This window comes from Marinomonas vulgaris (assembly GCF_018145875.1).
In the GTDB taxonomy this organism is placed as follows: Bacteria; Pseudomonadota; Gammaproteobacteria; order Pseudomonadales; family Marinomonadaceae; genus Marinomonas; species Marinomonas vulgaris.
Genome location: NZ_JAGSSV010000015.1, coordinates 42,249 through 67,861 on the forward strand (window position 1 = coordinate 42,249; position 25,613 = coordinate 67,861).

The window sequence follows — 25,613 nt, forward strand, 5'->3', positions numbered from 1 at the left end:
AAAGAGAGCGAATAATATAGCAGTGACGATGTTTTGCGAAGTAAAAAACACAGGGAAAGGCAGAATTAAAAGCAGAAACAAGAGAGGGCTTGTTTCTGCCTTTTGGCTAAGAGTTGGTGATATTCGTTAGACGAAAATAAAGAATTTGGCGATAAATAAGGCCGCCAAAATATACACTGCTAAGCTGACTTTATTGCCTTGTCCTGACAGCAACTTAATAACTGCATAACTGATGAACGACAAAGCGATGCCATCGGCGATGGAGTAAGTTAGCGGCATAGTAAAGGCGGCAATCAATACTGGCGCCGCTTCACTGATGTCGTCCCAATCCACGTGCGACAAGCTACTGGTCATAAGCACCGCGACATACATTAATGCACCAGCAGTGGCGTAAGCAGGAATAGAACCAGCTAATGGTGCGAAGAAAAGGCTAAGTAAAAACAACAAGGCAACCACAACAGCAGTCAGACCAGTTCGACCGCCAGCGGCGACACCAGAAGCACTTTCTATATAGCTGGTGGTGGACGAAGTACCGATTGCTGCACCGACAACCGTGGCGCCTGAATCGGCCAACAGGGCTTTTTTCAAACGTGGTAGTTTGCCTTCTTTGTCGAGCAAGCCGCCGCGTTGACCCACGCCGATTAAGGTGCCAGAGGTGTCGAACAAGTCAACAAAGAAAAAGGCAAAAATCACGCTGAGCATGCTGATTTGGAAGGCTCCTTCAATGTCCATGGCCATAAAGGTAGGTGCTATTGACGGTGGCATAGAGACCAAGCCATTGAAGCTATTGTGACCAAACAAGATGGACAAAAGCGTCACAAAAAGAATGCCGATCATCACTGAACCTGTGATATTCAAGTACGCTAGGGCACAAATCACAAAAAAGCCCAATAAACCATAAATAGCGGAAGGAGACGACAAATCACCTAAAGACACCATGGTGGCAGGGTTTTTTACGATAATGCCAGAATTTTGCAGAGCGATCATCGCCAGAAATAAACCAATACCGGCGGCGATACCGAGTTTCAACGAAGCAGGTATGGCGTTAATGACCCATTCGCGAATGCGAAAAATACTGATAAAAATAAATAAGATACCCGATAGGAAGACCGCACCCAGTGCTTGTTCCCAGCTGTAGCCCATACCTAACACTACACCGTAAGTGAAAAAAGCGTTCAATCCCATTCCTGGTGCAAGCGCAATAGGATAATTGGCATACAATCCCATGATCAAACAACCAATCGCGGCGGCCAAACAGGTAGCTACGAAAACCGCACCTTCGTCCATACCGGCTTGGGCAAGAATGGAAGGGTTGACAAAAATAATGTACGCCATGGTTAAGAAGGTAGTGATGCCACCAACCACTTCATTGCGCACCGTGGTGTTATGTGCATTGAGCTGGAAATAACGTTCGAGCATAGTGTGCCTATATTGTGAGTAACGATAAGCAACTCGATTTCCTAGAGGGGTAAAGGGCGTCGAGTAAGTCTATCGAGATTAAAAAACAGAGCTGATCATTTGGTCAGCTAGCGAAGTTGGCGGCAAGTATAAAAAAACTCAGGCAATTTTGGGAGGAAAATATTCAAAAAGCCAATCATGCTTGTGAGTTGCGCTTTTATCGCGTTATTGATGCTATGCTTCGCGTCTATTTTGACACTAAAAGGCGAGTTTTAAGCCAAACATGCGAGAACTATCATGACAGAAGACAAGGTGATCGTGGGGCTGATAAACCCTAAAAGCGCCTCAAATGTAGGAGCCGTAATGCGAGCTGCTGGCTGCTATCAAGTAGAGCAAGTATGGTATTCGGGTCATCGTTACGACCGTGCGGTTAAATTGTCAACCGACACGAAAAACATAAGAACCAGCATTCCACTGACTCATCTTGATGGATTAGGCGCGACGGATTTTATCGAAGCGATTGACACGATCGACGCTGATATCAAGCTGGTGTGTGTGGATTTAATCCAAGGCGCAACACCCTTGCCCGCGTTCCAACACCCAGAAAAAGCCTTGTATGTGTTCGGACCAGAAGACGGCACCATTCCTCAACGCATTGTAGATAGTGCTGACCATGTGGTGTTTGTGCCGACGGTGGGTTGTATGAACTTAGCGGCGTCGGTCAATGTGCTGCTTTACGACAGATTGGCAAAATCGGAACGCGCTCACGCAGGGGACGAATTGATTCGACAGAGTAAAGATGTGAACAACAATGTGAAAGTGCGAGGGTTAGGCGCGAACACCTAGGGCCTTGTCGGCGAAGTGTCAGTCTTCTTGATTATTTAATTCATTATTATTCATATAGTTAACGGTAATTTGACTGTGTTTTTTTGACGTCAATGCAAAAATATCTCTCAACCTAATGGGTGTTAGGAAGAGAGGTAAGTGTTAGGTTGTTTTCGTTGCATGCCTTGTCTCTTGTTATTTCCTTTTTCCATCATGTCCGCGATCGATTGAACACAAATCGATGAAATGAAAATCGATGACATAAAGGAAAACGTCTTCATGAAACCGTCAAACCCCGTTCACTACACGTTTAAACCCATTCTTGTTACGGCGCTGATTTGTGCTGCGCCTATTGCCTTGGCGGAAAAGCCCAAACCGGCTTTAGAGCCTCTAAGTGCTGAGTTGGAGCTGGGTGTCATTGCCATTACGGGTAACACAGAAAGTTCTGCACTCAAGGGTAAAGCCACTATTAAGCAAGATTTTAAAGAGTGGAAAAGCAAATATCAGCTTGATGCCTTGTATAAACGTGGCCGTAATGAGGGTGAAACAGAGACGAACACCACGGCACAAAAAATATTTTTGTCTGCTCAGAGTGATTATAAATTGAGTGGCGATAACAGTTCGGTATTTGTTTATGGCTCCTATACGGGAGATAGATTCAGTGGTTACGAATACCAAAATACCGTGTCTGTGGGTTATTCTGGTCGCCTTTACGAAGACGAGGAATCGTCATTGGATTACAGCGCCGGCCCTGGTTATTCCTTCACAAAAACGGATGAAGGTGAAGAAGATGAGTCTGCTATCGCGCATATTGAGCTACAATACGAATATATTATTAGTCCGAGTGCGACCTTTCATCAACTCGTGAGTACCGAGGCTGCTCTGCAGGCCGATAAAAATACCCGGTCAAAAGCGGAAACTTCGGTGAGTGTGAAATTAAGGGATGACTTGAGTATGAAAGCCGCGTATAGCGTGACGCACAATAGTCAAGTGTTGGATACAAAGGAAAAAACAGACGCGACGACAAGCGTGATTTTTGCTTATACTTTTTAATTAGGATGTGTTCAAGAGAGCTTGTATCGGTCAGTGTGATGCATTATCACATGTCTTTCTGGTGATTGTTTTCATTTCCTACCATGCAGTACATGAAGGTGAGTTATGCGTTTTCAGGGAATCAAGGTGACCTTAGTGACGGGCTTTTTAGGGGCGGGTAAAACCACCTTGATTCGTCATTTGTTGGAGCAGGCGCCACCTAATGAACGTTGGGCGGTGTTGGTTAATGAGTTTGGCGATATTGGTTTGGATCGTGCTTTTTACGAGGATTTAGGCGTGGCTATCAGTGATGTGCCTGGTGGTTGCGTGTGTTGTACGACGTCGGCGGCGTTTCAAAAAGGTTTGAATCAGTTGATACGTCAACACAATCCAGACCGCATTTTTATTGAGCCTTCTGGTCTTGGTCACCCCAAGCAAATCATTCAAAAACTGCGTGGCGACGAATATCGCGATGTGCTTTTGTTATCGGGTGTGTTTTGTGTGCTAGACGCCAGAACCCTCAGCGATGAGCGATATACCACCCATGATATTTACAAAGACCAAATAGAGTCCGCTGATGCACTGGTGTTGAGTCATATTGATCAATACACCCCAGACGATTTTGTCGCATTGAAAACGCGTTTACGTGAGCCGCCTTATATTACGCCTACGGTGTTTCAGTCGAATCCCATGAGCTTAAATATCAATTGTTTGGATTTGGGCTTGGCAGACATTGCGCATTCAAAGCGTAAAAACTCTCTGTATGAATACATGGCACACAAGCACATAAAGCATTTTAATGTAAACCATCGTCACCATTTGCAAAACCATTCTCATGATCAGAGCCACGATCATTCCTCTGTAAAGGCGCAGACAGAGGAAGAGCGCAACGATGGCTGGCATTATCAAAAACAGCAAGATGGCATGAAGGTGTTAGGTTGGTTGTGGAGTAAGGGCGAGGTGTTTTCACGACAATCTGTCGATGGGTTTATCCAGTCGATAGCGCATCTAGAGGATGTGTATCGTATAAAAGGCGTATTTGATATTGGCGATGAACAGGCTATTTTTGTCAATGTTGCACGGGGTGAAGTGTCGACCAGTCAGCGACATTGGCAAGAAACCAGCCGATTGGAAATTATCGGTTCAGTTGAAGGGGATTGGCCAGAAAAAGCACAAATTGACTGTTTCAATCATCTTTTAACCTCAAAATAAGCGATTTTTTCACATTGAGCTTTTTATTGTTTTGTTCTTTTTGTTGGGTTTTCTTTAAGGGTTAATGATCAATACAATCACCTTGGTGTATTTTGTCATTAACTTTGGCAACTTTTGTTATTGAGCGAAAGTCGCTGATAGAGGAACCTTTCAGGCATAAGCGGTTCCTATTGGAACGGATGGAATAAAAACAATAAGAGGTCTAGGCCATGCCTGAATACAAAGCACCGTTACGCGACATTAAATTTGTTACCGAAGAAGTTCTCGATTTTCCAGGGCATTACGCTAAGTTGCCCGGTGCCGAAGAAGCCACACCAGATATGGTGTCGGCGATTCTTGAAGAAGGCGCAAAATTTGCCGAGCGTGTTCTCTCTCCCCTAAACCGTGTCGGTGACCAGCAAGGTTGCCAATTCAAAGACGGTGTGGTCACCACGCCAGACGGTTTCAAAGAAGCGTATCAACAATATGTCGAAGGCGGCTGGCCGTCTTTGTCACATCCTGAAGACATGGGTGGTCAAGGTTTGCCAGATTCCCTTGGCATGATGGTCACCGAAATGATTGCCACGTCGAACTGGTCTTGGGGCATGTACCCAGGCTTGAGTCATGGCGCGATGAACACCATTGAGCTGCACGGCACCGATGAGCAAAAACAAACTTACCTGACCAAGCTGGTATCTGGCGAATGGACCGGCACCATGTGTTTGACTGAGCCTCATTGCGGCACCGATTTGGGGATGTTGAAAACCAAAGCCGAGCCGCAAGACGACGGCAGCTACGCCATCACTGGCACGAAAATTTTTATTTCGGCGGGTGAACACGATATGGCGGACAACATTGTTCACATCGTGTTGGCGCGTTTGCCTGATGCGCCAGCGGGTACCAAAGGTATTTCGTTGTTTATCGTACCTAAGCACAACGTTGACGCGTCTGGCGAAATAGCCGACCGTAATCAAGTGTCTTGTGGCTCCATCGAACACAAAATGGGCATTCATGGCAATGCTACCTGTGTGATGAATTTTGATGGCGCGAAGGCCTTTTTGATCGGCGAAGCCAATCGTGGCCTAAATTGTATGTTCACTTTTATGAACACAGCGCGTATCGGCACCGCATTACAGGGTTTGGCGCACGCTGAGTGGGCGTTGCAAAACTCAGTGGCTTACGCCAAAGACCGTTTACAAATGCGCGCGTTATCTGGCGCGAAATCTCCAGAAAAACCGGCCGATTCGATTATGGTTCACCCCGATGTGCGTCGTATGTTGCTGACGCAAAAAGCCTTCGCAGAAGGCGGTCGAGCCTTGATTCATTATTGTTCTATGCTGGTGGACACAACCAAAAAAGGCACCGCCGACGAGAAAGCCGAAGCCGACGAGTTAATGTCTTTGCTAACGCCAATCGCCAAAGCCTTTTTAACCGAAACGGGCTTTGAATCCGCCAACCAAGGGTTGCAGGTGTTTGGTGGTCATGGCTTTATTGCAGAATGGGGCATGGAACAAAACGTACGTGATTGCCGTATTTCCATGTTGTACGAAGGCACTACGGGCATCCAAGCGTTGGATTTATTAGGCCGTAAAGTGCTGATGACTCAGGGTGCGACCTTACGTCGTTTTACCAAAATCATCCATAAATTCTGCAAAGAGCACAAAGGCAATAAACGCCTAAAACCTTACATGACCGCACTGGATAAACTAAACAGCGAATGGGGTGATGTGACCCTGAAAATTGGCATGAAAGCCATGCGCAACAAAGAAGAAGTGGGCGCGGCGTCTGTCGATTATTTGATGTTTTCCGGCTATGTTGTATTGGCTTATTTCTGGGCTCGTATGGCAGCGGTGGCTCAAACTAAGCTTGACGAAGGCACAGACGAAGTGGCGTTTTATACGGCCAAGTTGCAAACAGCGACTTTTTACTACGAGCGTATATTGCCACGAACTCGTGCTCATGCCGACGCCATGTTGTCAGGGGCTGATAATTTATTGGCGATGGACGAAGACAGCTTTGTTTTTCTCAATGCTTAAGGTTAGGCATAAAGTTAAACAGTGGCCTGCCACTGGCTTACGCAACCATACATAAATATACAGTCGCCTACACACAAATAGACGACCAATAATTACAATAATGAGGACAAGACGATGAGCGATTCTAAAACTGTATTTGATGCCATGTTAAACCGTTTCGATGCCGACGAAGCCGACGATATGGAAGCCATTTTTCAATTTGACTTAGATGACGCAGACAGTTATCACTTAAGCATTGCTGATGGCTCTTGCATAATGGGCGAGGGCGAGCACGACGACCCAACGGTGACTTTAAGTATGGACTTGGCGACGCTAAAAGAAGTGATGAGCGGTGAGCTCGACGGCATGGCGGCCTTCATGCAAGGTAAAATTCGTGCCGACGGTGATATCATGTTGGCGACCAAACTGACGCAAATTTTCCCTAACTAGGGCTGATCGTCACGTTTTTAGCTTTAAAGCTCAGCGGCCACAGATGTCGCTGAGCTTTTGTACTTTTATTCTCCACATAACAACAATAATGGGAGCTTTATATGACAACGGATACGCCACTTCATAACAATGCAGAGACAAACCAAGCGCCAGGCAGCTATTTGCCTAGCTCCCTTAATCCTCACGGTTATCAGTCGTTAACCGACGTACTGGCCTTGGCCAAGGCAAAATTCGCCGATCTGCCTGCATTTACCAGCGTGGGCCATACCATTAGCTACGGTGAGTTAAACGAAAAATCCGATCAGTTCGCGGCTTATTTGCAGCATGAGACAAACTTGGTTCCCGGCGATCGCATCGCTATACAGTTGCCTAACGTGATTCAATACCCAGTGGTGCTGTTTGGCGCGATTAAAGCGGGCTTGATTGTGGTGAACACCAACCCACTTTACACACCAAAAGAATTAGAGCACCAATTCAACGACGCTGGCGTTAAAGCCTTAGTGGTGTTTGCTAACATGGCACACAACGTCGAAAAAATTCTCGCCAAAACCACCATTAAGCAAGTCATTATCACGGAGATTGCCGATTTTCATCCACCGATAAAGCGCTTGTTAGTGAACTCTGTGGTGAAATACGTGAAAAAAATGGTACCCGCTTACCACATGCCGAGCGCATTATCTCTGAATGATGTTTTAGCGAAGGGCAAAGGAAAAACCGTTACACCAGTGGTTTGCAAACCAGAAGACATTGCCGTGTTGCAGTACACTGGAGGCACGACAGGGGTGGCGAAAGGCGCCATGTTGACCCACGCCAACCTGATTGCCAACATGACCCAGCTCGGTTCGCGGTTAAAATCTACCATTGAAGAGCGCACCGAAATCTACATTGCGCCCTTGCCTCTGTATCACATCTACGCCTTTTTGATTCACGGTCTGACCTTGCTTGAGCGAGGTGCGCACAGCGTGTTAATCCCAAATCCAAGAGATCTGCCGGGCTTTGTCAAAGAGCTAAAAAAATGGCCGTTTACCGGTTTTGTTGGCCTAAATACCTTGTTTGTTGGTTTGTGCAACAACGCCGAGTTTAAAACCCTCGACTTTTCTAGTCTTAAACTGACCTGTTCGGGCGGTATGCCGTTAACTCACGCGGCGGCCGATGAGTGGAAAAAAGTAACCGGTTGCCAAGTGGTGGAAGGTTATGGCCTGACCGAAACCTCTCCAGTGGTGTCGTTTAACCCTATTGGTAAAGAGCGAATTGGCACCATAGGGCTGCCAGTGTCCGACACCGACATCAAAATTCAAGATCTTAATGGTGATGCTTTGCCACAAGGGGAGTCTGGTATGTTGTGCGTGCGTGGTCCACAGGTGATGAAAGGCTACTGGAATCGTGACGCTGCGACCAAAGACGTGATGACCGACGATGGCTTTTTGATCACCGGTGACATTGCTATGCAGCACCCAGACGGTTACTTACAAATTGTCGATCGTGCCAAAGATATGATCATAGTATCGGGTTTTAACGTGTACCCAACGGAAGTGGAAGATTGCCTTTCGTCTCATCCTTCTATTATGGAATCCGCCGCCATTGGTGTGCCAGATGAGAAAGCGGGCGAAGCGGTAAAAGCCTTTGTTGTGCTACGAGCCGGTGCGCCAAAGCCTGATGCTAAGGCGCTAAAAGCCTATTGCAAGGAAAATCTTGCGGCTTATAAGGTACCAAAATATTTCGAAATCAGAATGGAATTGCCAAAAACCAATGTGGGTAAGGTACTTCGTCGAGCCTTGCGCGAAGAAGAGGAAGCCTAAGTTTAGCCTCTTGCTTTAATACTGCACCCTTAGGCAAACGTTAAAGCAAGAGCACATCCATTAAGGAGTGATTCCATGAGTGATTTTGTTACGGAAACTGTTGAATCCGGTGTGCAAATTTTGTCTCTTAATCGAGCCGATAAGAAAAACGCCATCACGCTGGACATGTACCAAGCGTTAACCGATGCCCTAATCCGCGCTGACACGGACGAAACAATCAAAGCCACACTGATTTATGGTGTAGGCGGAGAGTTTTCATCAGGGAATGACATCAATGAGTTTGTACATATTGCCCAAAAACCAGACAAGTTATCGATCATACTGTCGTTTCTAAAGGTGCTGAGCGCCTATAAAAAACCCTTAATTGCTGGTGTTGAGGGTCGTGCGGTTGGGGTTGGTGCTACTTTATTGCTCCACTGCGACATGGTGTTGGCCTCTCGCGAGGCGCGTTTGCAATTTCCTTTTGTGCAATTGGGTTTGGTTCCAGAAGCGGCCTCCAGCTATTTACTGCCTAGGCTGGTTGGGCATCCAAAAGCCTTTGAAGCCTTGGTACTTTGCGAAGTGATTGGCGCCGAGCAAGCCGAGAATATGGGGCTGATTAATCACCTTTGCGAAACGGGAGAAGCTTATCAAGTGGCGCTCAGTTATGCGCAAAAAATAGCCACTTTGCCAGTAGAGGCGGTGGCTCTGAGCAAAAAGTTACTAAAATCACCTACCCAAGATGACGTACAAAATGCACTGTTGCGAGAAGGGCGTATTTTCAAAGAGCGTCTTAGCTCAAGCGAGACGATTTACGCCTTCTCGTCGTTTTTGTCGCGTAAAAAATAACCCCAAGCACGGCAGTAAAAAGCGCTTTTTAACCAACGAATGAATATTTTTGTTAGTTAACTGGCGCTTTTTTGTTATTGATGAAAAATCCACTCAAACTACTATAGATGACAGCAAAATAATAAAAAACGAGGGACTTATGAAAATATTAGTATCCGTAAAACGCGTCATTGATTACAACGTCAAGGTACGTGTTAAATCTGACAACACCGCGGTCGATCTGACCAATGTAAAAATGTCCATGAATCCTTTTTGCGAAATCGCCGTGGAAGAAGCGATTCGTTTAAAAGAGAAAGGTATCGCGACAGAAGTGGTAGTGGTTTCTGTTGGCACAAAGAGCTGCCAAGAAACCCTGCGTACCGCGCTGGCTTTAGGCGCAGATCGTGCCATTCAAGTTGACACCGAAGACGGCCTAGATTCTTTGGGTGTGGCAAAATTACTTGCCAAAGTCGCTCAAAACGAAGCCGCCGATCTTATTATTATGGGTAAGCAGTCCATTGATTCAGACAACAATCAAACCGGCCAAATGGTCGCTGCATTATTAGACTACCCACAAGCCACCTTTGCTTCGGACGTTGTTATCGAAAATGGAGAAGCCCAAGTGACTCGTGAAATAGACGGAGGCTTGCAAACCCTATCCATTACCTTACCTGCCGTCGTCACCACGGACTTGCGTTTAAACGAACCTCGTTTCGCGTCCTTGCCTAATATTATGAAAGCCAAGCGAAAACCGCTGGAAGTAATTACACCGGCCGATTTAGGCATAGATGTGGGTTCTAATGTCAGCGTGATTGCGGTTGCACCTCCTGCTGAACGTGCGGGTGGAGTAAAAGTAGGCTCAGTAGCTGAGTTGGTCGACAAATTGAAAAACGAAGCGAAGGTGGTGTCATGAGCATATTAATTTTAGCCGAACATGATAACAAATCATTGAAGCCAGCAACCTTGAATACGGTAACCGCAGCGACACAAATTGATGCCGATGTGCATGTTTTAGTGGTGGGTTTTGAATGCCAAGCTGTGGCTGATGCCGCGTGCAACATAGCCGGAGTCAGTAAAGTGTTGATGGCGGACAATGCGGTTTACGAACATCAATTGGCGGAAAATGTGTCTAAATTAATCGTTGATGTGGCCAGTGGCTACAGTCACATTCTAGCGCCAGCGACCACAACGGGAAAAAACACCTTACCTCGTGTTGCCGCCTTGTTAAACGTGGCGCAGCTTTCTGATGTGATCAAGGTCGAGTCAGCGGATACCTTTGTACGACCTATTTACGCTGGCAATGCCATTGCGACGGTAAAAAGCACCGATTCTGTCAAAGTCATTACGGTTCGTATTACCGGTTTTGACGCCGCTGCGAGTGAAGGGGGAAGCGCTGAATGCGAAGCCGTGACCCAAGTGATTGAGTCGGATCGCAGTCGCTTTGTGAAAGAGCAGCTGGCGGTATCGGATCGCCCTGAACTAACCTCAGCCAGTGTGATCGTATCCGGTGGTCGCGGCATGGGCAATGGCGAGAACTTTGCTTTGTTAGAAGGCGTAGCGGACAAGTTAGGCGCAGCGATTGGTGCTTCTCGTGCCGCGGTTGATGCGGGCTTTGTTCCTAATGATTTCCAAGTCGGCCAAACCGGTAAAACCGTCGCACCCGATTTGTACATAGCCGTCGGCATTTCTGGTGCTATTCAACATCTTGCCGGAATGAAAGGCTCTAAAGTCATTGTCGCGATCAACAAAGACGAAGAAGCACCGATTTTCCAAGTAGCCGACTACGGCTTGGTTGCGGATTTATTTGACGCAGTTCCTGAATTAGAAAGCAGCCTTTAGTCTTTTTAAGCATTCTTTATATGGCTATAAGCTACTTAGATATAAGTTACTTAGGCATAAGTTACTTAGACACAAGCCATACAGACAAAATAACAATAATAGGAGATCAGCATGATATTCGAAGGACAAGCCATTAAGGTTGCAGTCGACGATGCCGGAGTGGCCACTGTCACTCTGGATCTGATCGGCGAATCGGTCAATAAATTTAACAGCTTAACGCTGAATGAATTGGCTAAAGCCGTGGAAGCGTTACAACACATTGATGATTTACAAGGGGTGATTTTTGCCAGCGCCAAAGATGTGTTTGTTGTCGGTGCTGACATTAATGAGTTTACTTCTTGGTTCAAATTAGAGGACGAAGAGTTAACTGACAAACTGCGTCATGCCCATCGTATTTTTAACGATATCTCCCATTTATCTTGCCCAACGGTCGCTGCGATTAACGGCATTGCTCTTGGTGGCGGCATGGAATTGGTATTGGCCTGTGATTACCGTGTGATGGCGGATTCCGCCAAGATAGGGTTACCAGAAACGCAATTGGGCATTTACCCAGGTTGGGGTGGCACAGTGCGTTTGCCGCGTTTGATTGGCGCCGACAATGCCTGTGAATGGATCTGTGGCGGCGCACAAAAACGCAGTGCCGATGCGTTAAAGGACGGCGCCGTCGATGCGGTGGTTCCGGCCAATAAAGTACAGGCCTCAGCCCGTCATTTGATCCAACAAGTGATGGACGGCAAGCTGGATTACCATGCTCGCCGTGATGAATTGCGTGCGCCTATGGTATTTTCTCCGATTGAAAAAATGATGATCTTTGAGTCGGTACGCGGTGTGGTCGGAGCCAAAGCAGGCAAACATTACCCTGCACCGATGGCGGCGATCAAAACCCTCGAAAAGGGCATCAGCCAAGACATGGACAAAGCCATTGAAACAGAGATCAAAGGCTTTGTGAAATTGGCCAAAGGCCCTGTGGCGAAATCCTTAGTAAATCTTTTCTTGAGCGATCAGCAAATTAAGAAAACCGCTGGTAAATACGCTAAAAGTGCGACACCAGTTAAACAAGCCGCGGTACTGGGTGCCGGTATTATGGGGGGCGGTGTAGCGTATCAGTCTGCTTCTAAAGGCACGCCGATCATTATGAAAGACATTCGCCCTGAAGCCCTAGAACTTGGGTTAAAAGAAGCGAATAAGCTCTTTAACGGTCAAGTAGAGCGCGGTCGCCTGACCACAGAAAAAGCCTTTAAAGCCATGAATGCCATTGTTCCGGCGTTGACTTACGGTGAATTTGCGCACGTTGATCTGGTGGTTGAAGCGGTCGTGGAAAACGTCAACATCAAAAAATCTGTGTTAGCCGAAGTGGAAACCAAGCTGGCTGATGACGCCATTCTTACATCTAATACCTCGACCATTTCGATCACGGAATTGGCGAAAGGCCTAGCACGTCCTGAAAACTTCTGTGGTATGCATTTCTTTAACCCTGTGCATCGTATGCCATTAGTGGAAGTGATTCGCGGTGAAAAAACCAGCGATGCCGCCATTGCCAAAACGGTGGCGTACGCCCAAGCCATGGGAAAAACCCCTGTTGTAGTAAACGATTGCCCAGGATTCTTGGTAAATCGTGTTTTATTCCCGTATTTCGCAGGCTTTTCTTTAATGATGCAAGAAGGCGCGGATTTCCAAGTGGTTGACAAAACCATGGAGAAATTTGGCTGGCCAATGGGCCCTGCTTACTTGCTAGATGTGGTGGGTGTGGATACCGCCTTCCATGCGGATCAAGTCATGGCAGAAGGTTTTCCAGATCGCATGAAACACGAAGGCACTAACGCGGTGGATCGTTTGTTTGAGCTAGAACGCTTTGGCCAGAAAAATGGCAAAGGCTTTTACACCTACGAACCCGATCGTAAGGGTAAGCCGAAGAAAATCTTCAACGAAGACATCAATGCTTTATTAGCGCCTGTGGTGACGTCTTCGTCTGAATTGAGCGAAGAAGACATCATTGCCCGCATGATGATCCCGCTGTGCATTGAAACCGTGCGCTGTGTGGAGGAAAACATAGTGGCATCACCGGCGGAAGCCGACATGGGCTTGATCTACGGTATTGGTTTCCCGCCTTACCTTGGCGGTGCCATGCACTACCTAGACCAAATGGGACTGCAGGCATTTTGTGACCTTGCAGACAAATACAGCCACTTAGGTAAGTTGTACGAGCCAACCGCAAAAATGCGTGAGATGGCAAACAACAATGACACTTACTACGGCGCATAATTTCCCAGAGGCTAGAGGAGAATTTCCATGAAACTGAATCCAAATGATGTCGTGATTATCGACGCGGTTCGCTCACCGATGGGCAAAACCAAAAACGGTGTTTTTCGCAATGTTCGAGCGGAAAATTTATCCGCAGGGCTGGTAAAAGCCTTGTTTAAACGCAATCCTGATGTTGATCCAAACGACGTGGAGGATTTGATCTGGGGTTGTGTTAACCAAACCCTAGAGCAGGGCTTCAACATGGCGCGTGCTGTGTCCTTGTTGGCCGGTTTGCCAATCACTACCGCAGCGCAAACGGTAAACCGTTTATGTGGTTCGTCCATGTCGGCGATTCACACTGCAGCGCAAGCCATTATGACCGGCCAAGGCGATGTGTTTGTTGTGGGCGGTGTTGAGCACATGGGGCACGTTGGCATGATGCACGGGGTGGATGTGAACCCTGCCTTGTCAAAGCACATGGCCAAAGCCTCGATGATGATGGGCGTGACAGCAGAAATGCTCGGTAAAATGCATGGCGTAAGCCGAGAAGCGCAAGACGAGTTTGCGGTGCGTTCTCATCGTTTGGCACACGAAGCGACCTTGCAAGGGCGTTTCAATAATGAAATCGTATCGCTTGAAGGCCACGATGCCGAAGGCAATAAAATCTTAGTAGAAGTGGACGAAGTGATTCGCCCTGAGACGTCGATGGAATCTTTAGCAGGTTTGAAACCTGTGTTTATGCCAAAAGTGGGCACGGTTACCGCGGGTACTTCGTCGGCGTTGTCGGATGGTGCGTCGGCCATGCTGATGATGTCGGCACAAAAAGCCGAAGAACTTGGTTTAACACCGATTGCCAAAGTGCGCAGCATGGCGGTGGCGGGTTGTGATCCAGCTATCATGGGTTATGGGCCGGTGCCGGCGACGAAAAAAGCGCTCAAGCGCGCGGGCTTAGCCATGGATGACATCGACATTGTCGAGTTGAATGAGGCGTTTGCCGCACAATCTATTCCCGTACTAAAAGACTTGAAATTGATAGATCTAGTCGATGAGAAAGTTAACTTGAACGGTGGCGCGATTGCGCTGGGTCATCCGCTTGGCTGTTCAGGTACGCGTATTTCTACGACCCTACTTAATGTGATGCGTGATAAAGACGCTAACCTTGGTTTGGCCACCATGTGCATCGGCATGGGGCAAGGCATCGCGACGGTATTTGAACGAGTGTGATGCACTAGGTTTTCCTTTCTGTCTTCGCCCCGCCTTGTGTGGGGCTTTTTTTTAGGTTCTCGGCTAGAATCATGGTGTATTTTGTGCGGTCATTTTTGTCAAAACAATAAGAGGTATCTATGAAAATAGCGGTATTGGACGATTATCAAAACAGCGTTAAAGACTTGGCATGTTTCTCTATCTTACAAGATCACGAAGTAACGGTGTTTACCGATACGCTAACCGATATCGACTTGTTGGTGGCGCGCCTAATAGAGTTTGATGCCTTGGTGCTGATTCGTGAAAGAACGCCCATAACCGAGCCATTATTGGCGCGTTTACCGCAATTAAAGCTTATTAGTCAAACGGGAAAGGTCAGTAATCATATTGATGTGAACTTGTGCCAAAAGTACGGTGTGACGGTTTTAGAAGGAAGCGGTTCGCCCGTGGCACCAGCGGAGTTGTGCTGGGGCTTGATTATGGCAGCGAGTCGTCACATACCGGCTTATGTTTCACACTTTGCCCAAGGGCATTGGCAGCAGTCGGGGGCGTTAGGGCTTGGGCGAGTGTTGCACGGATCAACCTTGGGCATTTGGGGTTTTGGCAAAATTGGTCAGCGCATAGCGCAGTACGCCAAGACATTTGGCATGAATGTTTTGGTCTGGGGCAGTGATGCTTCCCGTGCTTTAGCGCAAGAGCAAGGGTTTATTGCGGCCTCAAGCAAAGAGGATTTTTTTCAAACGGCCGATGTGATCAGTTTACACTTGCGACTCAACGGAGCCACTAAAGCCTGCGTCACAGCGCAAGATTTAGCCATGACCAAGGCGGATGTGTTGATTGTGAATACCAGCCGTGCAGAACTCATCGAAAGCGGGGCGCTTTATCAAGAAATGCTGGCTAATCCAAGCAAACAAGCGGCGGTCGACGTATTCGAAATAGAGCCAGCCACGCCAGAAAACGAACCCCTGTTGTCATTGCCCAACGTGCTTTGTACGCCTCATATAGGTTATGTCGAAAAAGGCAGTTATGAGCTTTACTTCCGGCTTGCTTTTGAAAATGTCGTCGCGTTTTATCCGTCCTAAACGACTATAGTAAAAGGGATGGATTTACTCGCCTATTGTCTTGTTAGTTTTTATTTATTGGTTGGTGAAGAAGTTTAAGTTTATAACTATATCTATTGAAACAGACAAACCGAACACACATAACATTCACAGCAGGAGAAGTAATATGTCTAATGAAAGTAAATGTCCTTTTAACCACGGCGCATCTGGCGCGAGTCAAGCCGCCGGTCGTGGTACCTCTAATAAAGATTGGTGGCCAAACCAGTTGGATTTGAAAATTTTACATCAGCACTCTGCTAAATCTAATCCAATGGGCGAAGAGTTTGATTATCAAGCCGCATTTAACAGTTTAGATCTTGATGCACTGCGTCAAGACCTGTTTGCTTTGATGACGGATTCTCAAGAATGGTGGCCAGCGGATTATGGTCATTACGGACCGTTTTTCATTCGTATGGCGTGGCACAGTGCCGGTACATACCGTACAGCCGATGGCCGTGGTGGCGCGACTTCAGGTACTCAGCGTTTTGCCCCTTTGAACAGCTGGCCAGACAACGTCAACCTAGACAAAGCACGTCGTTTACTTTGGCCCATCAAGCAGAAATATGGCAGCAAAATTTCTTGGGCAGATTTAATGATTTTAGCGGGTAACTGCGCCCTTGAGTCTATGGGCTTTGAAACCTTTGGGTTTGCGGGTGGCCGTGTGGATGTATGGGAACCAGAAGACGACATTTACTGGGGTTCTGAAGGGGAATGGCTGCAAGAAAGTGGCGGTAAAAACGACCGTTACTCTGGCGATCGTGATTTAGAGAATCCATTAGCCGCGGTTCAGATGGGTTTGATTTATGTAAATCCAGAAGGGCCAGATGGTAAGCCTGATACGTTGGCATCGGCTCGCGATATTCGCGACACCTTTGCTCGAATGGCGATGAACGATGAAGAAACCGTCGCATTGATTGCTGGTGGTCACACCTTTGGTAAAGCTCATGGTGCTGGCGATGCCGCACAAGTGGGCGCTGATCCTGAAGCAGCAGGTCTTACTGAGCAAGGATTTGGTTGGAGCAATTCACAAGGCACTGGTAATGGTGTCGACACGATTAGTAGTGGTCTAGAAGGTGCTTGGACGAAAAATCCAATCAAATGGGACAATGGTTTCTTTGAAAACTTGTTTGACTACGAGTGGGAATTGACTAAGAGCCCAGCAGGCGCTTGGCAGTGGACACCAAAAGGAACCGCAGGTTCTAATAGTGTGCCTGATGCTCACGATGCGACTAAACGTCACGCCCCTATGATGTTTACTTCGGATATGGCATTACGTGAAGATCCAATTTACGGGCCGATTTCGAAACGTTTTTACGAGAACCCAGACCAGTTAGCCGATGCCTTTGCTCGCGCTTGGTTCAAACTGACGCATCGCGACATGGGGCCATTGTCTCGTTACTTGGGGCCTTTGGTACCAAAAGAAGAATTGATTTGGCAAGATCCGATTCCAGCACCAACTGAGCCACAAGTCTCAGAGCAAGATGTTGAGACATTAAAAGGTAAATTAGCGACGTCTGGTTTGTCTGTGGCACAGCTTGTGTCAACGGCATGGGCGTCTGCTTCAACTTACCGCGGTTCAGACATGCGCGGCGGTGCTAACGGTGCACGTTTACGTCTTGCACCACAAAAAGATTGGGAAGTGAACCAACCGGAGCAGCTAGCGAGCGTGTTGAGTTCATTGGAAGCGATCCAAAAAGAATTTAACAGTGAGTCTGCTGCGCAGATTTCAATGGCCGATTTAATTGTTCTAGCGGGCGGTGTAGGCATTGAGAAAGCGACTAGTGCGGCAGGTCAAACCTTGGTGGTGCCATTCACACCAGGTCGTACTGATGCAACGCAAGAGCAAACTGACGTAGAGTCTTTTGCGGTGCTTGAGCCAATCGCCGATGGTTTTAGAAATTACCAAAAAGGTCGTTACACAGTGACCACGGAAGAAATGTTGTTGGATAAGGCGCAATTGTTGACCCTATCTGCACCAGAAATGACCGTGCTAGTGGGTGGTTTGCGAGTGCTTAATGCCAATACAGACGGATCGGCTCACGGTGTGTTCACGGATCAGCCAGAAACCTTGACCAATGATTTCTTTGTGAATTTGTTAGACATGGGTACTAAATGGTTTGCTACCTCAGAAGAGGAAGACGAGTTTCAAGGTCGCGATCGTTCCACTGGTAAGATCAAATGGACGGCAAGCCGCGCCGATTTGGTCTTCGGTTCGAATTCGCAACTTCGCGCAATTGCTGAAGTCTATGCTTGTTCCGATTCACAAGATCGCTTTGTGACGGATTTCGTAAAAGCTTGGACGAAAGTAATGGAGCTGGATCGTTTCGATCTCGCTTAATCTCCTAGTGTTACCAACGCCCAACCCCGTGTTCTGAAAAGAGCACGGGGTTTTTTTGATATTTATTCGCAAAAACAACCAATTGTTAAAAATGGTTATTAAAAGGTAGCGATTTGTAAGCAACTGTTATAAATTCAGCAAAATTTTGACGCTTTTCTCACTTTGTCAAAATGGTTATCCAACAAAGGTATTCAAAAATGAAGGTATCCCATAAAGTCGTGCTGTCTGCTTCCATTGTGGTAGCGTTGGCGTTCGCAGCCTATTCTTGGTTGCAGTACAGCAATTTGAAAAATGCGTTGTATGAGAAAACGACTACTAGCACCCAAGAAACCAGTAAATCATTGGCTTTACAGCTGAATAATTGGCTGAACGGTAAGGTTGCGCTGATCAATACAGTGTCTCAAACAATCGATGCAGATTTTAGTCAAAGCAGTATTCAAAGCGCTTTTGATACCCCTATTTATAAAGAAGAATTTCTTATCCTCTTTGGTGGTTTAGCCACAGATGGTAAACCTATTACTAACGATCCTAGCTGGAACCCACCAGGTTGGGACGGTCGAAAACGTCCTTGGTATCCATTAGCGAAACAACATCAACGTGCTGTGCTAACGGAACCTTATAGCGATGCAGCGACGGGTGAAATTTTGATTTCGGTAGTGGCTAATTTTACCGACAAAGGTGTGTTTAAAGGGGCTTTTGGCGGTGATTTAAGTTTGAAAACCGTATCTGATGCCGTTAATACGCTGACCTTCGATGATACCGGTTACGCGTTTTTAATGAACAAGACCGGTAAAGTGATCAGTCATCCGGATACGACGCTAAACGGCAAGCCAGTGTCTAGCTTTTTACAGCAGAGCGTGTCTTCTTTGAGCAATGATCTGGTGGAGAACCAATTAAAAGATGGTACGTCTGTATTGGTTTCTTTTACTCCGTTAACCGATTTGTATGGTGCTGACTGGTACGTGGGTGTGGTGCTGGACGAAGACAAGTTGTTTGCCAACGTTCGTGAATTTGGGTGGATTGCTTTCTTCGGTACTCTGATAGCGGTCTTGTTGGTATCTGCAGTGTTGTATTTTGTGATTACCCGTTTACTGCAGCCTCTACTAGCGCTTCGTCAGTCGTTGCAAGATATTAATAACGGTCAGGGTGATTTGACTAAGCGGTTAGAAATCATCAGCAATGATGAGTTCGGCGATGTGTCAGGTGAATTCAATCAGTTCATTGGTTTCTTACAGCAGCTGATCAGTGAAGTGAAAGGCCGCTCACTCAATGTGCGAACGAATACAGATAAAACGGCCGCCTCGTCTGATCGTTCGTCAGCCGAGTTACATACTCAGCTCAGTGAGTTGGATCAGCTCGCTACCGCCATGCACGAAATGTCGGCAACGGCACACGATGTGGCCGATAATGCTCAGACTGCTGCGCATCGCGCGAGCCAAGCCGATGTGGCGGCGAAAGAGGGTGAGGTTATTGTCGATCGCACCACAACCTCTATTGCGCAATTGACTCACCAAATGGGTGATGTAGTGACTACCATCAATCAGTTGGTTGAATACAGCGATAATATTGAATCGATTTTGACTGTGATTACAGATATCGCAGACCAAACTAATCTATTGGCCTTAAATGCAGCGATTGAAGCAGCGCGAGCCGGTGAGCAAGGTCGTGGCTTTGCTGTGGTCGCTGATGAAGTTCGTACTTTGGCGTCGAAAACCCAAGAATCGACAGAGCAGATCAACAAGATGATTCAGCAGCTACAATCGGGTGTACGCAGTGCTGAAAAAGTCATTCTTGAAAGTCGTGAAAATGCTAATAGCACTCAGCAAATTGCCGATCAAGCAAAAGTATCCTTAGAGGCGATTCGCTCCAGTATCATTGAAATTAATGAAATGACGGTACAAATTGCCGCAGCAGCCGAAGAGCAGAGCGCCACATCAAATGAGATTAACCGCAATACCACGAATATTCGTGATATTAGTCAATCGGTGTCCGATGCGGCGAAAGAGCAGTCGGATCTCTGCAGTACCATGGTAGAAATCACCACGGAGCAGGCTGCGTCGTTGAATAAATTTAAGGTATAAGTTTATAAAGCGATAAAACCAAAACGACGAATAAAAAAGCGAGAGTGGCCAAGGTTCCTCTCGCTTTTTTGTGTCTTGTGTTGATGAATTTATGCCTGTGACTCTATGGCGCTTTGAATCGATTGACGTAAATTGTCTGGCAAGGCAATGGCACTTTTTGCTTGTTTGCAAAAACACACATAGGTGACGTCTGCATCAGCCACTAGCTTGCCTGTTTGTTGGTTAATGATGGATTGTTTCATGGTAATACTGCGTTGGCTCAGCTGAGCATAGCGGGTTTGTACGTCTAACACATCACCGAAGCGAGCCTCGGCTTTAAAGTTAATGTTGATGTTGACCACAGGCCAAACGTAGTTTTCCATCCATTCTGTGCTTTCGGACATTTGCTCGAAAAAATCCCAGCGACCCTCTTCTAAAAATTCCAAATAGCGCGCGTTGTTAACGTGCTGAAACAGATCTAAATGATAACCTCGTACTTTTATTTGCACGGTGCTGAGCATGGTGTTTCTCCCTCGTTATTATTTTTAGGCAATATTGTTTAGGCGATAAAGTAATATCAGCCCAACAGACTAAAAGTCCTATGTCGAGATGGAAATAACAAAAACGCTCGACTTTACTGACAGGGAGTTTTGCGTGATATTGATGGTTCATTAAACACGACCTTAGAGGTGACTATGTTAAGCAAAGAAACGACCGGACTGGTTATCGTTGATGTACAGGGAAAGTTGGCCAGTATTGTTCACGATAGCGTACAGGTTGTGGCGAATTTGGTAACCCTGGTGAAAGCCGCAAACCGAATGGAATTGCCTATTATCTGGTTAGAACAAAATCCAGAAAAATTGGGCGATACGATACCAGAACTGCGCGAGCTGCTGACGTCGTCTCCTCGCATTGCTAAATACACCTTTAGTGCTTGTGGCGAGCCGGCATTTGTGAAAGCCGTCAAACAGGCTAAGCGTGAGAACTGGCTGATGACGGGCATAGAAGCTCATATTTGCGTGTATCAAACCGCTATGGATATGAAGGCGTTGGGGTACTCAGTAGAGCTGGTGGCGGATTGTGTATCGTCTCGTCGTGTTGAAAACAAAGACCTAGCGGTGGCCAAGTTGGCTCGCGCTGGTGTGGAAACCACGTGTTTGGAAATGTGTTTGTTTGAGTTGATCAAGGATTGTCGTGCGGCGGAATTTAAAGATGCACTGCGCCTGATTAAATAGTTACGCTTTGTGGTTTAATTCCCTCACTGTTTTATTGATTTCATTATACCGACACAAGGCAAGCACGATGAACTTAGACAAATCGAAAAAGCGTATCGCTAAAAAAGTAAAAATGGGCTTCAAAGGTTATCCGCAATTGTCCATTGCCTATTATGGTGAAACGGTAGACCTGGCTACCGAGGTGGTCGTGACCTTTACGGCAGAAGAGGGGGCCGCACCTCAAGATCAACGCTTTGTCGGCCAAACGGATGTTCGTGAAGACGAAGTGATTCAATCGGCGCTAGTGAAAATCATGGAGCGCACAGACGCGAAAACCGTGCTGGAAGTGGCTGGCGTGAGCCTTAAACAGAGCTAGTCGTTATTTGCATCGTTAATCGCACGGTTTATACAAAAGGAGGCGTATATATGAAGTATCTGATGTTGGTTCTGGTAATCGTGTTGGCGGGTTGTAGCAGTGCGCCCAAGGGTATTACCCCAGTAGATGGATTTCAGCTAGAGCGTTATTTGGGCACTTGGTATGAGATAGCACGACAAGATCATTCATTTGAAGATGGGCTGTCTAAGGTATCCGCCACTTATTCTATGCAAGAAGATGGCGGCGTGGCTGTGTTGAACAAAGGCTACTCGAAAGAAGAAAATAAATGGCAAGAGGCGCAAGGTCGGGCGTATTTCGTAGCATCGTCGGACGTGGGTCATCTTAAAGTTTCATTCTTTGGGCCTTTTTATGGGGCTTATGTGATCTTTGAATTGGACAAAGAACATTATCAATATGCGATGATTTCCGGCCCAAATCGCGACTTTTTCTGGTTGCTGGCCAGAACACCGACAATTTCGGAGTCAGTGAAAGCAGAGTTGCTTGAAAAAGCACGCGTTCAAGGGTTTTCAGTGGACGATTTGATCATGGTTGAGCAACCATAAAGGCGATGATTCCTGTTTCAGAAGAAAGAACAAGTAATCGATTGCTTGTTTCCTTCTTCTGAGCAAACGGCTTGATAAGCGGTCGGGTTTTGAATAAGGGCATAGTGGGCGTCTGAGTCGCGGCATTGAGCGATAAAGCGTGCGTAGTTTTCATCAAATTTGCGCCTGATGTTTTCCTCGTTGGTTGAGTCTTCTTGTTCCTCATGCTCCTTAATAGACGCGGTTTTGGCTTTATCGATCAGATACGTTAATTCGTTGTTACGCTGGCGTGCTTGATGACAAAAAGCGCTGTTGGGTGTGTTCGCAGCGCATTCTTCAAGAGTCGCCTGCAGCGTTTCTTTTTCCCGCTGATTCTGTTTCAAGTCGGTGTCGGGCGCTGATGAAAACGTGTCGCGCCGGTTGAACTCATTACTCACTGCGCGGTCTGTTATGCGAGCTTGCGTTCGCTGCAATTGTGCCTCTTTGGCCAAACAAGCCTTGCCAAAGGCTATTAAAGATTCGTTGCCATGGGCAACCGCGGTTAAGCTAAAAGCCAGTAGCACCAGTAGGCAATATATCACGCGGGCAAAGGCATATTTTGTAAGCATTTTTTGAAGTCTCTATTCTGGACTACGATAACCGAGTCGACGAGTGAGTAAGCACAGGTGAGTGTATCTTTGCTTGCGAGTGAGCGCAAAAGCATGTTTTTATTTTTACATTGACTCAATGACGGCAAAGATGGAGACCACCAGTGAACAACTCATATGGATTAGAGACGCATCCGTTGCGCGATGCTTTGTACGCGGAGCTGCATTCCCGACCTTTTCAAGTATTACCCAGCCCCGCTCGGGTTAGCTGTCTGGCGGTGATCATAGGGCCGGAACAAAAGCAGGCAGAATTTGAGCATTTTTGCTCCTTATATAGTTACTTTAACTGTGAGCCACCAGGGCAAGATGGTGTGTGTTTTGAAATAGATTTTGGCCACTTTAAAATTCGCCGTGACAATCATCTTGAATTCACCTCTTACATGGTCACTCACACAAATGTTGATGCTTCATTGGGGCTTTTTGAGCAAAATGCTTTGGCCTGTTTGCCTCTAGAGTGGCTTTCCAGTTTACCGGGCAAAACCATTGCTGTGTTTCATGTGGCGGTGGAAGATGCGCGTACTGTGCCCGAGCCTGACTTGGCCTTGGTGAAAAGTCACTTTGAAGGCATGCGCCTGGTCGGCAGTCGACCGCAAAATGGAGATGCACAAGTCTGGACCAGTTTTCAGCTTCATAGTGATGGCTGCGGACGTTTTTTGATTTATAACAAAAACATGAGTGACAGCCAGTTGGGGCGTATGGTTCAGCGAGTGGTTGAAATCGAAACGTACCGATTAATGGCGATGCTAGCCTTGCCAATGGCCAGAAAGTACAACGCTGAGTTGGTGCAAAATGATGAAAAATTAGCGCGTACGACCGCCAGTCTCGCTGACCCAAGCGAAGCATCAGATGAACAAGCGCTACTGAGTGAACTCATCGATATGGCCGCTTGGGTTGAAGCGGCACGAGCAAAGAGTGCCTTTCGATTTAGCGGAACACGTGCCTACCATGACCTCATTGTAAAACGTTTGGCCGAACTCAAAGAAGACGAAGTATCAGGACATTTGACCATTACCGAATTCATGACGCGCCGTTTAACCCCTGCCGTTAGAACCTGTAACACCGCCGACAAACACTTAGAAAGTTTGTCGACTCGCATTGATCGAGTGTCCGATATGATGCGCACGCAAGTCGAGATGTCTATTCAATCGCAAAACCAGCAGTTACTCACTTCTATGGACAGACGTTCGAAGATTCAACTGGCTATGCAGCATACAGTAGAAGGTTTGTCGGTCGCGGCGATCAGTTATTACAGCGTTGGTCTGCTGAAGTTTTTAATCGAAGCTGTGTACGACAAGGGGGTAAATTTCGATAAAAGTCTGGTAATTGGCTTGTCTGTGCCGGTCGTAGTGGGTGGCGTTTGGTTTGCAACACGAAAAATACACAAACGTTTCTTATTGCTTGCTAAAGCGAGGGAGGATAAAGACAAGCAAATGTAGCATGATCGTATGTCAATCAGTTTAGACGTGGGATGAAACCTTTTGACCCCAATCTCGTATCTACTCTAATAAGAAGCCTTCAACGAGAGGAAACGCTATGAATCGTCGACATTTTTTAATGGGAACCGCCTGTGTGTTAGGCGCAGCAAAGGCATTGAACCTGCCTGCAGTAGCCGCCAGTTCTGAGTCAAACTTTGAAGTCACTCGCACCGAGCAAGAGTGGCGAGATATGCTGACTAAATTCGAATATCAGGTAATGCGTGAAGAGAAAACGGAACGGCCGGGAACCAGTGAGTTATTAGGTGAAAAGCGCGTTGGCACTTATCATTGTAAGGGGTGCGACCTGCCTTTGTACCCCAGCGAAACGAAATACGAAAGTGGCACCGGCTGGCCAAGTTTTTACGAAAGCCTACCAAATTCAGTGGGTACAAAAGAAGACAATGGCTTCTTTATGACGCGCACCGAAGTGCATTGTCGTCGTTGTGGTAGTCACCTTGGTCATATTTTTGAAGATGGTCCAAAACCAACCGGTTTACGTCATTGTTTGAACGGTGTTTCATTGACATTTAATCCAGCATAACGAGTGGGATTTAAAAAGTTTTCATCTTTTTTTAAATAATTGAAACTTTTGTGAAACCCCATCGTATTTATCATTAACCATGACAACATAGTGATGGATAAATTAATTGAGGAATAAAACAATGAAATTATTAACCCTTGTTTCTGCTGCAACAATTTTAACACTTGCTGGTTGTTCTACTGGTGGAATGAAAACAGCGGATGAAAATATGAATCCAATGGTGGGCGGCGCACCAATGTATGCCAGCAAAAACATCATTGAGAATGCCGTGAATTCGAAAGACCACACTACCTTGGTTGCTGCAGTAAAAGCCGCTGGTCTGGTTGAGACGTTACAAGGCCCTGGTCCTTTCACTGTTTTTGCTCCAACAAACTCGGCATTTGATGCCTTGTCAGAAGGCGCGGTTGCTAACCTCCTTAAGCCTGAAAACAAAGCGGCACTGACTAAGGAAGATGCGAATAAGTCCCGCGCATGAGACAATTCATTTTTAACCTTCGAGCCTGACCATGTCACATCAACT

General features: G+C 46.7%; 23 protein-coding genes. 20 read left to right on the forward strand and 3 right to left on the reverse strand.

From position 1 onward, the window contains the following. Window positions 1-126 precede the first annotated feature (126 nt). On the reverse strand, window positions 127-1,419 hold the full coding sequence (locus J9B83_RS11540) for an NCS2 family permease (protein ID WP_211536899.1): 1,293 nt from the start codon (window positions 1,417-1,419) through the stop codon (window positions 127-129). Window positions 1,420-1,695: 276 nt separating this feature from the next. On the opposite strand from J9B83_RS11540, the gene J9B83_RS11545 reads away from it, so the two are divergent. The 14 genes from J9B83_RS11545 (at window position 1,696) to J9B83_RS11610 (ending at window position 20,319) form a co-directional block, all read left to right on the forward strand. Next, window positions 1,696-2,244, forward strand: coding sequence for an RNA methyltransferase (locus J9B83_RS11545; protein WP_211536900.1), 549 nt, complete (start codon window positions 1,696-1,698; stop codon window positions 2,242-2,244). Between the two features lie 258 nt (window positions 2,245-2,502). After that, window positions 2,503-3,276 (forward strand): DUF481 domain-containing protein, encoded by a 774-nt coding sequence (locus J9B83_RS11550; RefSeq protein ID WP_211536901.1) that lies wholly within the window; start codon window positions 2,503-2,505, stop codon window positions 3,274-3,276. A gap of 105 nt (window positions 3,277-3,381) precedes the next feature. Beyond that, window positions 3,382-4,467, forward strand: coding sequence for a CobW family GTP-binding protein (locus J9B83_RS11555; RefSeq protein ID WP_211536902.1), 1,086 nt, complete (start codon window positions 3,382-3,384; stop codon window positions 4,465-4,467). Between the two features lie 209 nt (window positions 4,468-4,676). After that, entirely contained in the window at window positions 4,677-6,482 is a 1,806-nt protein-coding gene (locus tag J9B83_RS11560; protein ID WP_211536903.1) for an acyl-CoA dehydrogenase C-terminal domain-containing protein, read from the forward strand. Window positions 6,483-6,596: 114 nt separating this feature from the next. Next, window positions 6,597-6,911, forward strand: a complete 315-nt coding sequence (locus J9B83_RS11565; protein ID WP_211536904.1) for an SCP2 sterol-binding domain-containing protein — start codon at window positions 6,597-6,599, stop codon at window positions 6,909-6,911. 101 nt (window positions 6,912-7,012) lie between these two features. Further along, window positions 7,013-8,710, forward strand: a complete 1,698-nt coding sequence (locus J9B83_RS11570) for an AMP-binding protein (RefSeq protein ID WP_211536905.1) — start codon at window positions 7,013-7,015, stop codon at window positions 8,708-8,710. Window positions 8,711-8,785: 75 nt separating this feature from the next. Next, window positions 8,786-9,538: an enoyl-CoA hydratase-related protein gene (locus tag J9B83_RS11575; RefSeq protein WP_211536906.1), complete on the forward strand. Its 753-nt coding sequence runs from the start codon at window positions 8,786-8,788 to the stop codon at window positions 9,536-9,538. A gap of 139 nt (window positions 9,539-9,677) precedes the next feature. Then, window positions 9,678-10,430, forward strand: coding sequence for an electron transfer flavoprotein subunit beta/FixA family protein (locus J9B83_RS11580; protein ID WP_211536907.1), 753 nt, complete (start codon window positions 9,678-9,680; stop codon window positions 10,428-10,430). Next, window positions 10,427-11,356, forward strand: a complete 930-nt coding sequence (locus J9B83_RS11585) for an electron transfer flavoprotein subunit alpha/FixB family protein (protein ID WP_211536908.1) — start codon at window positions 10,427-10,429, stop codon at window positions 11,354-11,356. Before J9B83_RS11580 ends, J9B83_RS11585 begins: the two co-directional genes overlap by 4 nt. 111 nt (window positions 11,357-11,467) lie before the next feature. After that, window positions 11,468-13,618, forward strand: coding sequence for a fatty acid oxidation complex subunit alpha FadB (fadB, locus tag J9B83_RS11590; protein ID WP_211536909.1), 2,151 nt, complete (start codon window positions 11,468-11,470; stop codon window positions 13,616-13,618). Window positions 13,619-13,645: 27 nt separating this feature from the next. After that, the gene (fadA, locus tag J9B83_RS11595) at window positions 13,646-14,821 is read left to right on the forward strand and encodes an acetyl-CoA C-acyltransferase FadA (RefSeq protein WP_211536910.1); all 1,176 of its coding nucleotides are present in this window, start codon (window positions 13,646-13,648) and stop codon (window positions 14,819-14,821) included. A gap of 119 nt (window positions 14,822-14,940) precedes the next feature. Next, the gene (locus tag J9B83_RS11600) at window positions 14,941-15,882 is read left to right on the forward strand and encodes a D-2-hydroxyacid dehydrogenase family protein (protein WP_211536911.1); all 942 of its coding nucleotides are present in this window, start codon (window positions 14,941-14,943) and stop codon (window positions 15,880-15,882) included. Between the two features lie 145 nt (window positions 15,883-16,027). Next, window positions 16,028-18,238, forward strand: coding sequence for a catalase/peroxidase HPI (gene katG / locus J9B83_RS11605; RefSeq protein WP_211536912.1), 2,211 nt, complete (start codon window positions 16,028-16,030; stop codon window positions 18,236-18,238). A 197-nt stretch (window positions 18,239-18,435) separates the two neighbouring features. Next, window positions 18,436-20,319, forward strand: a complete 1,884-nt coding sequence (locus J9B83_RS11610; protein WP_211536913.1) for a methyl-accepting chemotaxis protein — start codon at window positions 18,436-18,438, stop codon at window positions 20,317-20,319. Window positions 20,320-20,408: 89 nt separating this feature from the next. Here the strand turns inward: J9B83_RS11610 and J9B83_RS11615 are convergent, their stop codons facing one another. Beyond that, window positions 20,409-20,819, reverse strand: coding sequence for an acyl-CoA thioesterase (locus J9B83_RS11615; RefSeq protein WP_211536914.1), 411 nt, complete (start codon window positions 20,817-20,819; stop codon window positions 20,409-20,411). Between the two features lie 174 nt (window positions 20,820-20,993). Between J9B83_RS11615 and J9B83_RS11620 the strand changes: the two genes are divergently transcribed. The 3 genes from J9B83_RS11620 to J9B83_RS11630 all read left to right on the forward strand — a co-directional run bounded on the left by J9B83_RS11620 (window position 20,994) and on the right by J9B83_RS11630 (window position 22,451). Then, window positions 20,994-21,533, forward strand: a complete 540-nt coding sequence (locus J9B83_RS11620; RefSeq protein ID WP_211536915.1) for a hydrolase — start codon at window positions 20,994-20,996, stop codon at window positions 21,531-21,533. Window positions 21,534-21,600: 67 nt separating this feature from the next. Continuing rightward, the gene (locus tag J9B83_RS11625) at window positions 21,601-21,888 is read left to right on the forward strand and encodes a hypothetical protein (protein ID WP_211536916.1); all 288 of its coding nucleotides are present in this window, start codon (window positions 21,601-21,603) and stop codon (window positions 21,886-21,888) included. Between the two features lie 50 nt (window positions 21,889-21,938). Continuing rightward, window positions 21,939-22,451 (forward strand): lipocalin family protein, encoded by a 513-nt coding sequence (locus tag J9B83_RS11630; protein ID WP_211536917.1) that lies wholly within the window; start codon window positions 21,939-21,941, stop codon window positions 22,449-22,451. Between the two features lie 17 nt (window positions 22,452-22,468). Here J9B83_RS11630 and J9B83_RS11635 read toward each other — a convergent pair whose 3' ends face one another. Further along, a complete protein-coding gene (locus tag J9B83_RS11635; protein WP_211536918.1) occupies window positions 22,469-23,038 on the reverse strand; it encodes a hypothetical protein in 570 nt (189 codons plus the stop codon). Between the two features lie 143 nt (window positions 23,039-23,181). On the opposite strand from J9B83_RS11635, the gene J9B83_RS11640 reads away from it, so the two are divergent. The 3 genes from J9B83_RS11640 (at window position 23,182) to J9B83_RS11650 (ending at window position 25,568) form a co-directional block, all read left to right on the forward strand. Next, window positions 23,182-24,513 (forward strand): DUF3422 family protein, encoded by a 1,332-nt coding sequence (locus J9B83_RS11640; RefSeq protein WP_211536919.1) that lies wholly within the window; start codon window positions 23,182-23,184, stop codon window positions 24,511-24,513. Between the two features lie 97 nt (window positions 24,514-24,610). Next, window positions 24,611-25,093 (forward strand): peptide-methionine (R)-S-oxide reductase MsrB, encoded by a 483-nt coding sequence (gene msrB / locus J9B83_RS11645; protein WP_211536920.1) that lies wholly within the window; start codon window positions 24,611-24,613, stop codon window positions 25,091-25,093. 121 nt (window positions 25,094-25,214) lie between these two features. Continuing rightward, window positions 25,215-25,568, forward strand: coding sequence for a fasciclin domain-containing protein (locus J9B83_RS11650; protein ID WP_236037264.1), 354 nt, complete (start codon window positions 25,215-25,217; stop codon window positions 25,566-25,568). Window positions 25,569-25,613: the final 45 nt, after the last annotated feature.

Bases quoted from the DNA above. Each gene is read 5' to 3' on its own strand.
- J9B83_RS11540 (WP_211536899.1), bottom strand. From the start codon at position 1,419: ATGCTCGAACGTTATTTCCAGCTCAATGCACATAACACCACGGTGCGC.
- J9B83_RS11545 (WP_211536900.1), top strand. From the start codon at position 1,696: ATGACAGAAGACAAGGTGATCGTGGGGCTGATAAACCCTAAAAGCGCC.
- J9B83_RS11550 (WP_211536901.1), top strand. From the start codon at position 2,503: ATGAAACCGTCAAACCCCGTTCACTACACGTTTAAACCCATTCTTGTT.
- J9B83_RS11555 (WP_211536902.1), top strand. From the start codon at position 3,382: ATGCGTTTTCAGGGAATCAAGGTGACCTTAGTGACGGGCTTTTTAGGG.
- J9B83_RS11560 (WP_211536903.1), top strand. From the start codon at position 4,677: ATGCCTGAATACAAAGCACCGTTACGCGACATTAAATTTGTTACCGAA.
- J9B83_RS11565 (WP_211536904.1), top strand. From the start codon at position 6,597: ATGAGCGATTCTAAAACTGTATTTGATGCCATGTTAAACCGTTTCGAT.
- J9B83_RS11570 (WP_211536905.1), top strand. From the start codon at position 7,013: ATGACAACGGATACGCCACTTCATAACAATGCAGAGACAAACCAAGCG.
- J9B83_RS11575 (WP_211536906.1), top strand. From the start codon at position 8,786: ATGAGTGATTTTGTTACGGAAACTGTTGAATCCGGTGTGCAAATTTTG.
- J9B83_RS11580 (WP_211536907.1), top strand. From the start codon at position 9,678: ATGAAAATATTAGTATCCGTAAAACGCGTCATTGATTACAACGTCAAG.
- J9B83_RS11585 (WP_211536908.1), top strand. From the start codon at position 10,427: ATGAGCATATTAATTTTAGCCGAACATGATAACAAATCATTGAAGCCA.
- fadB (WP_211536909.1), top strand. From the start codon at position 11,468: ATGATATTCGAAGGACAAGCCATTAAGGTTGCAGTCGACGATGCCGGA.
- fadA (WP_211536910.1), top strand. From the start codon at position 13,646: ATGAAACTGAATCCAAATGATGTCGTGATTATCGACGCGGTTCGCTCA.
- J9B83_RS11600 (WP_211536911.1), top strand. From the start codon at position 14,941: ATGAAAATAGCGGTATTGGACGATTATCAAAACAGCGTTAAAGACTTG.
- katG (WP_211536912.1), top strand. From the start codon at position 16,028: ATGTCTAATGAAAGTAAATGTCCTTTTAACCACGGCGCATCTGGCGCG.
- J9B83_RS11610 (WP_211536913.1), top strand. From the start codon at position 18,436: ATGAAGGTATCCCATAAAGTCGTGCTGTCTGCTTCCATTGTGGTAGCG.
- J9B83_RS11615 (WP_211536914.1), bottom strand. From the start codon at position 20,819: ATGCTCAGCACCGTGCAAATAAAAGTACGAGGTTATCATTTAGATCTG.
- J9B83_RS11620 (WP_211536915.1), top strand. From the start codon at position 20,994: ATGTTAAGCAAAGAAACGACCGGACTGGTTATCGTTGATGTACAGGGA.
- J9B83_RS11625 (WP_211536916.1), top strand. From the start codon at position 21,601: ATGAACTTAGACAAATCGAAAAAGCGTATCGCTAAAAAAGTAAAAATG.
- J9B83_RS11630 (WP_211536917.1), top strand. From the start codon at position 21,939: ATGAAGTATCTGATGTTGGTTCTGGTAATCGTGTTGGCGGGTTGTAGC.
- J9B83_RS11635 (WP_211536918.1), bottom strand. From the start codon at position 23,038: ATGCTTACAAAATATGCCTTTGCCCGCGTGATATATTGCCTACTGGTG.
- msrB (WP_211536920.1), top strand. From the start codon at position 24,611: ATGAATCGTCGACATTTTTTAATGGGAACCGCCTGTGTGTTAGGCGCA.
- J9B83_RS11650 (WP_236037264.1), top strand. From the start codon at position 25,215: ATGAAATTATTAACCCTTGTTTCTGCTGCAACAATTTTAACACTTGCT.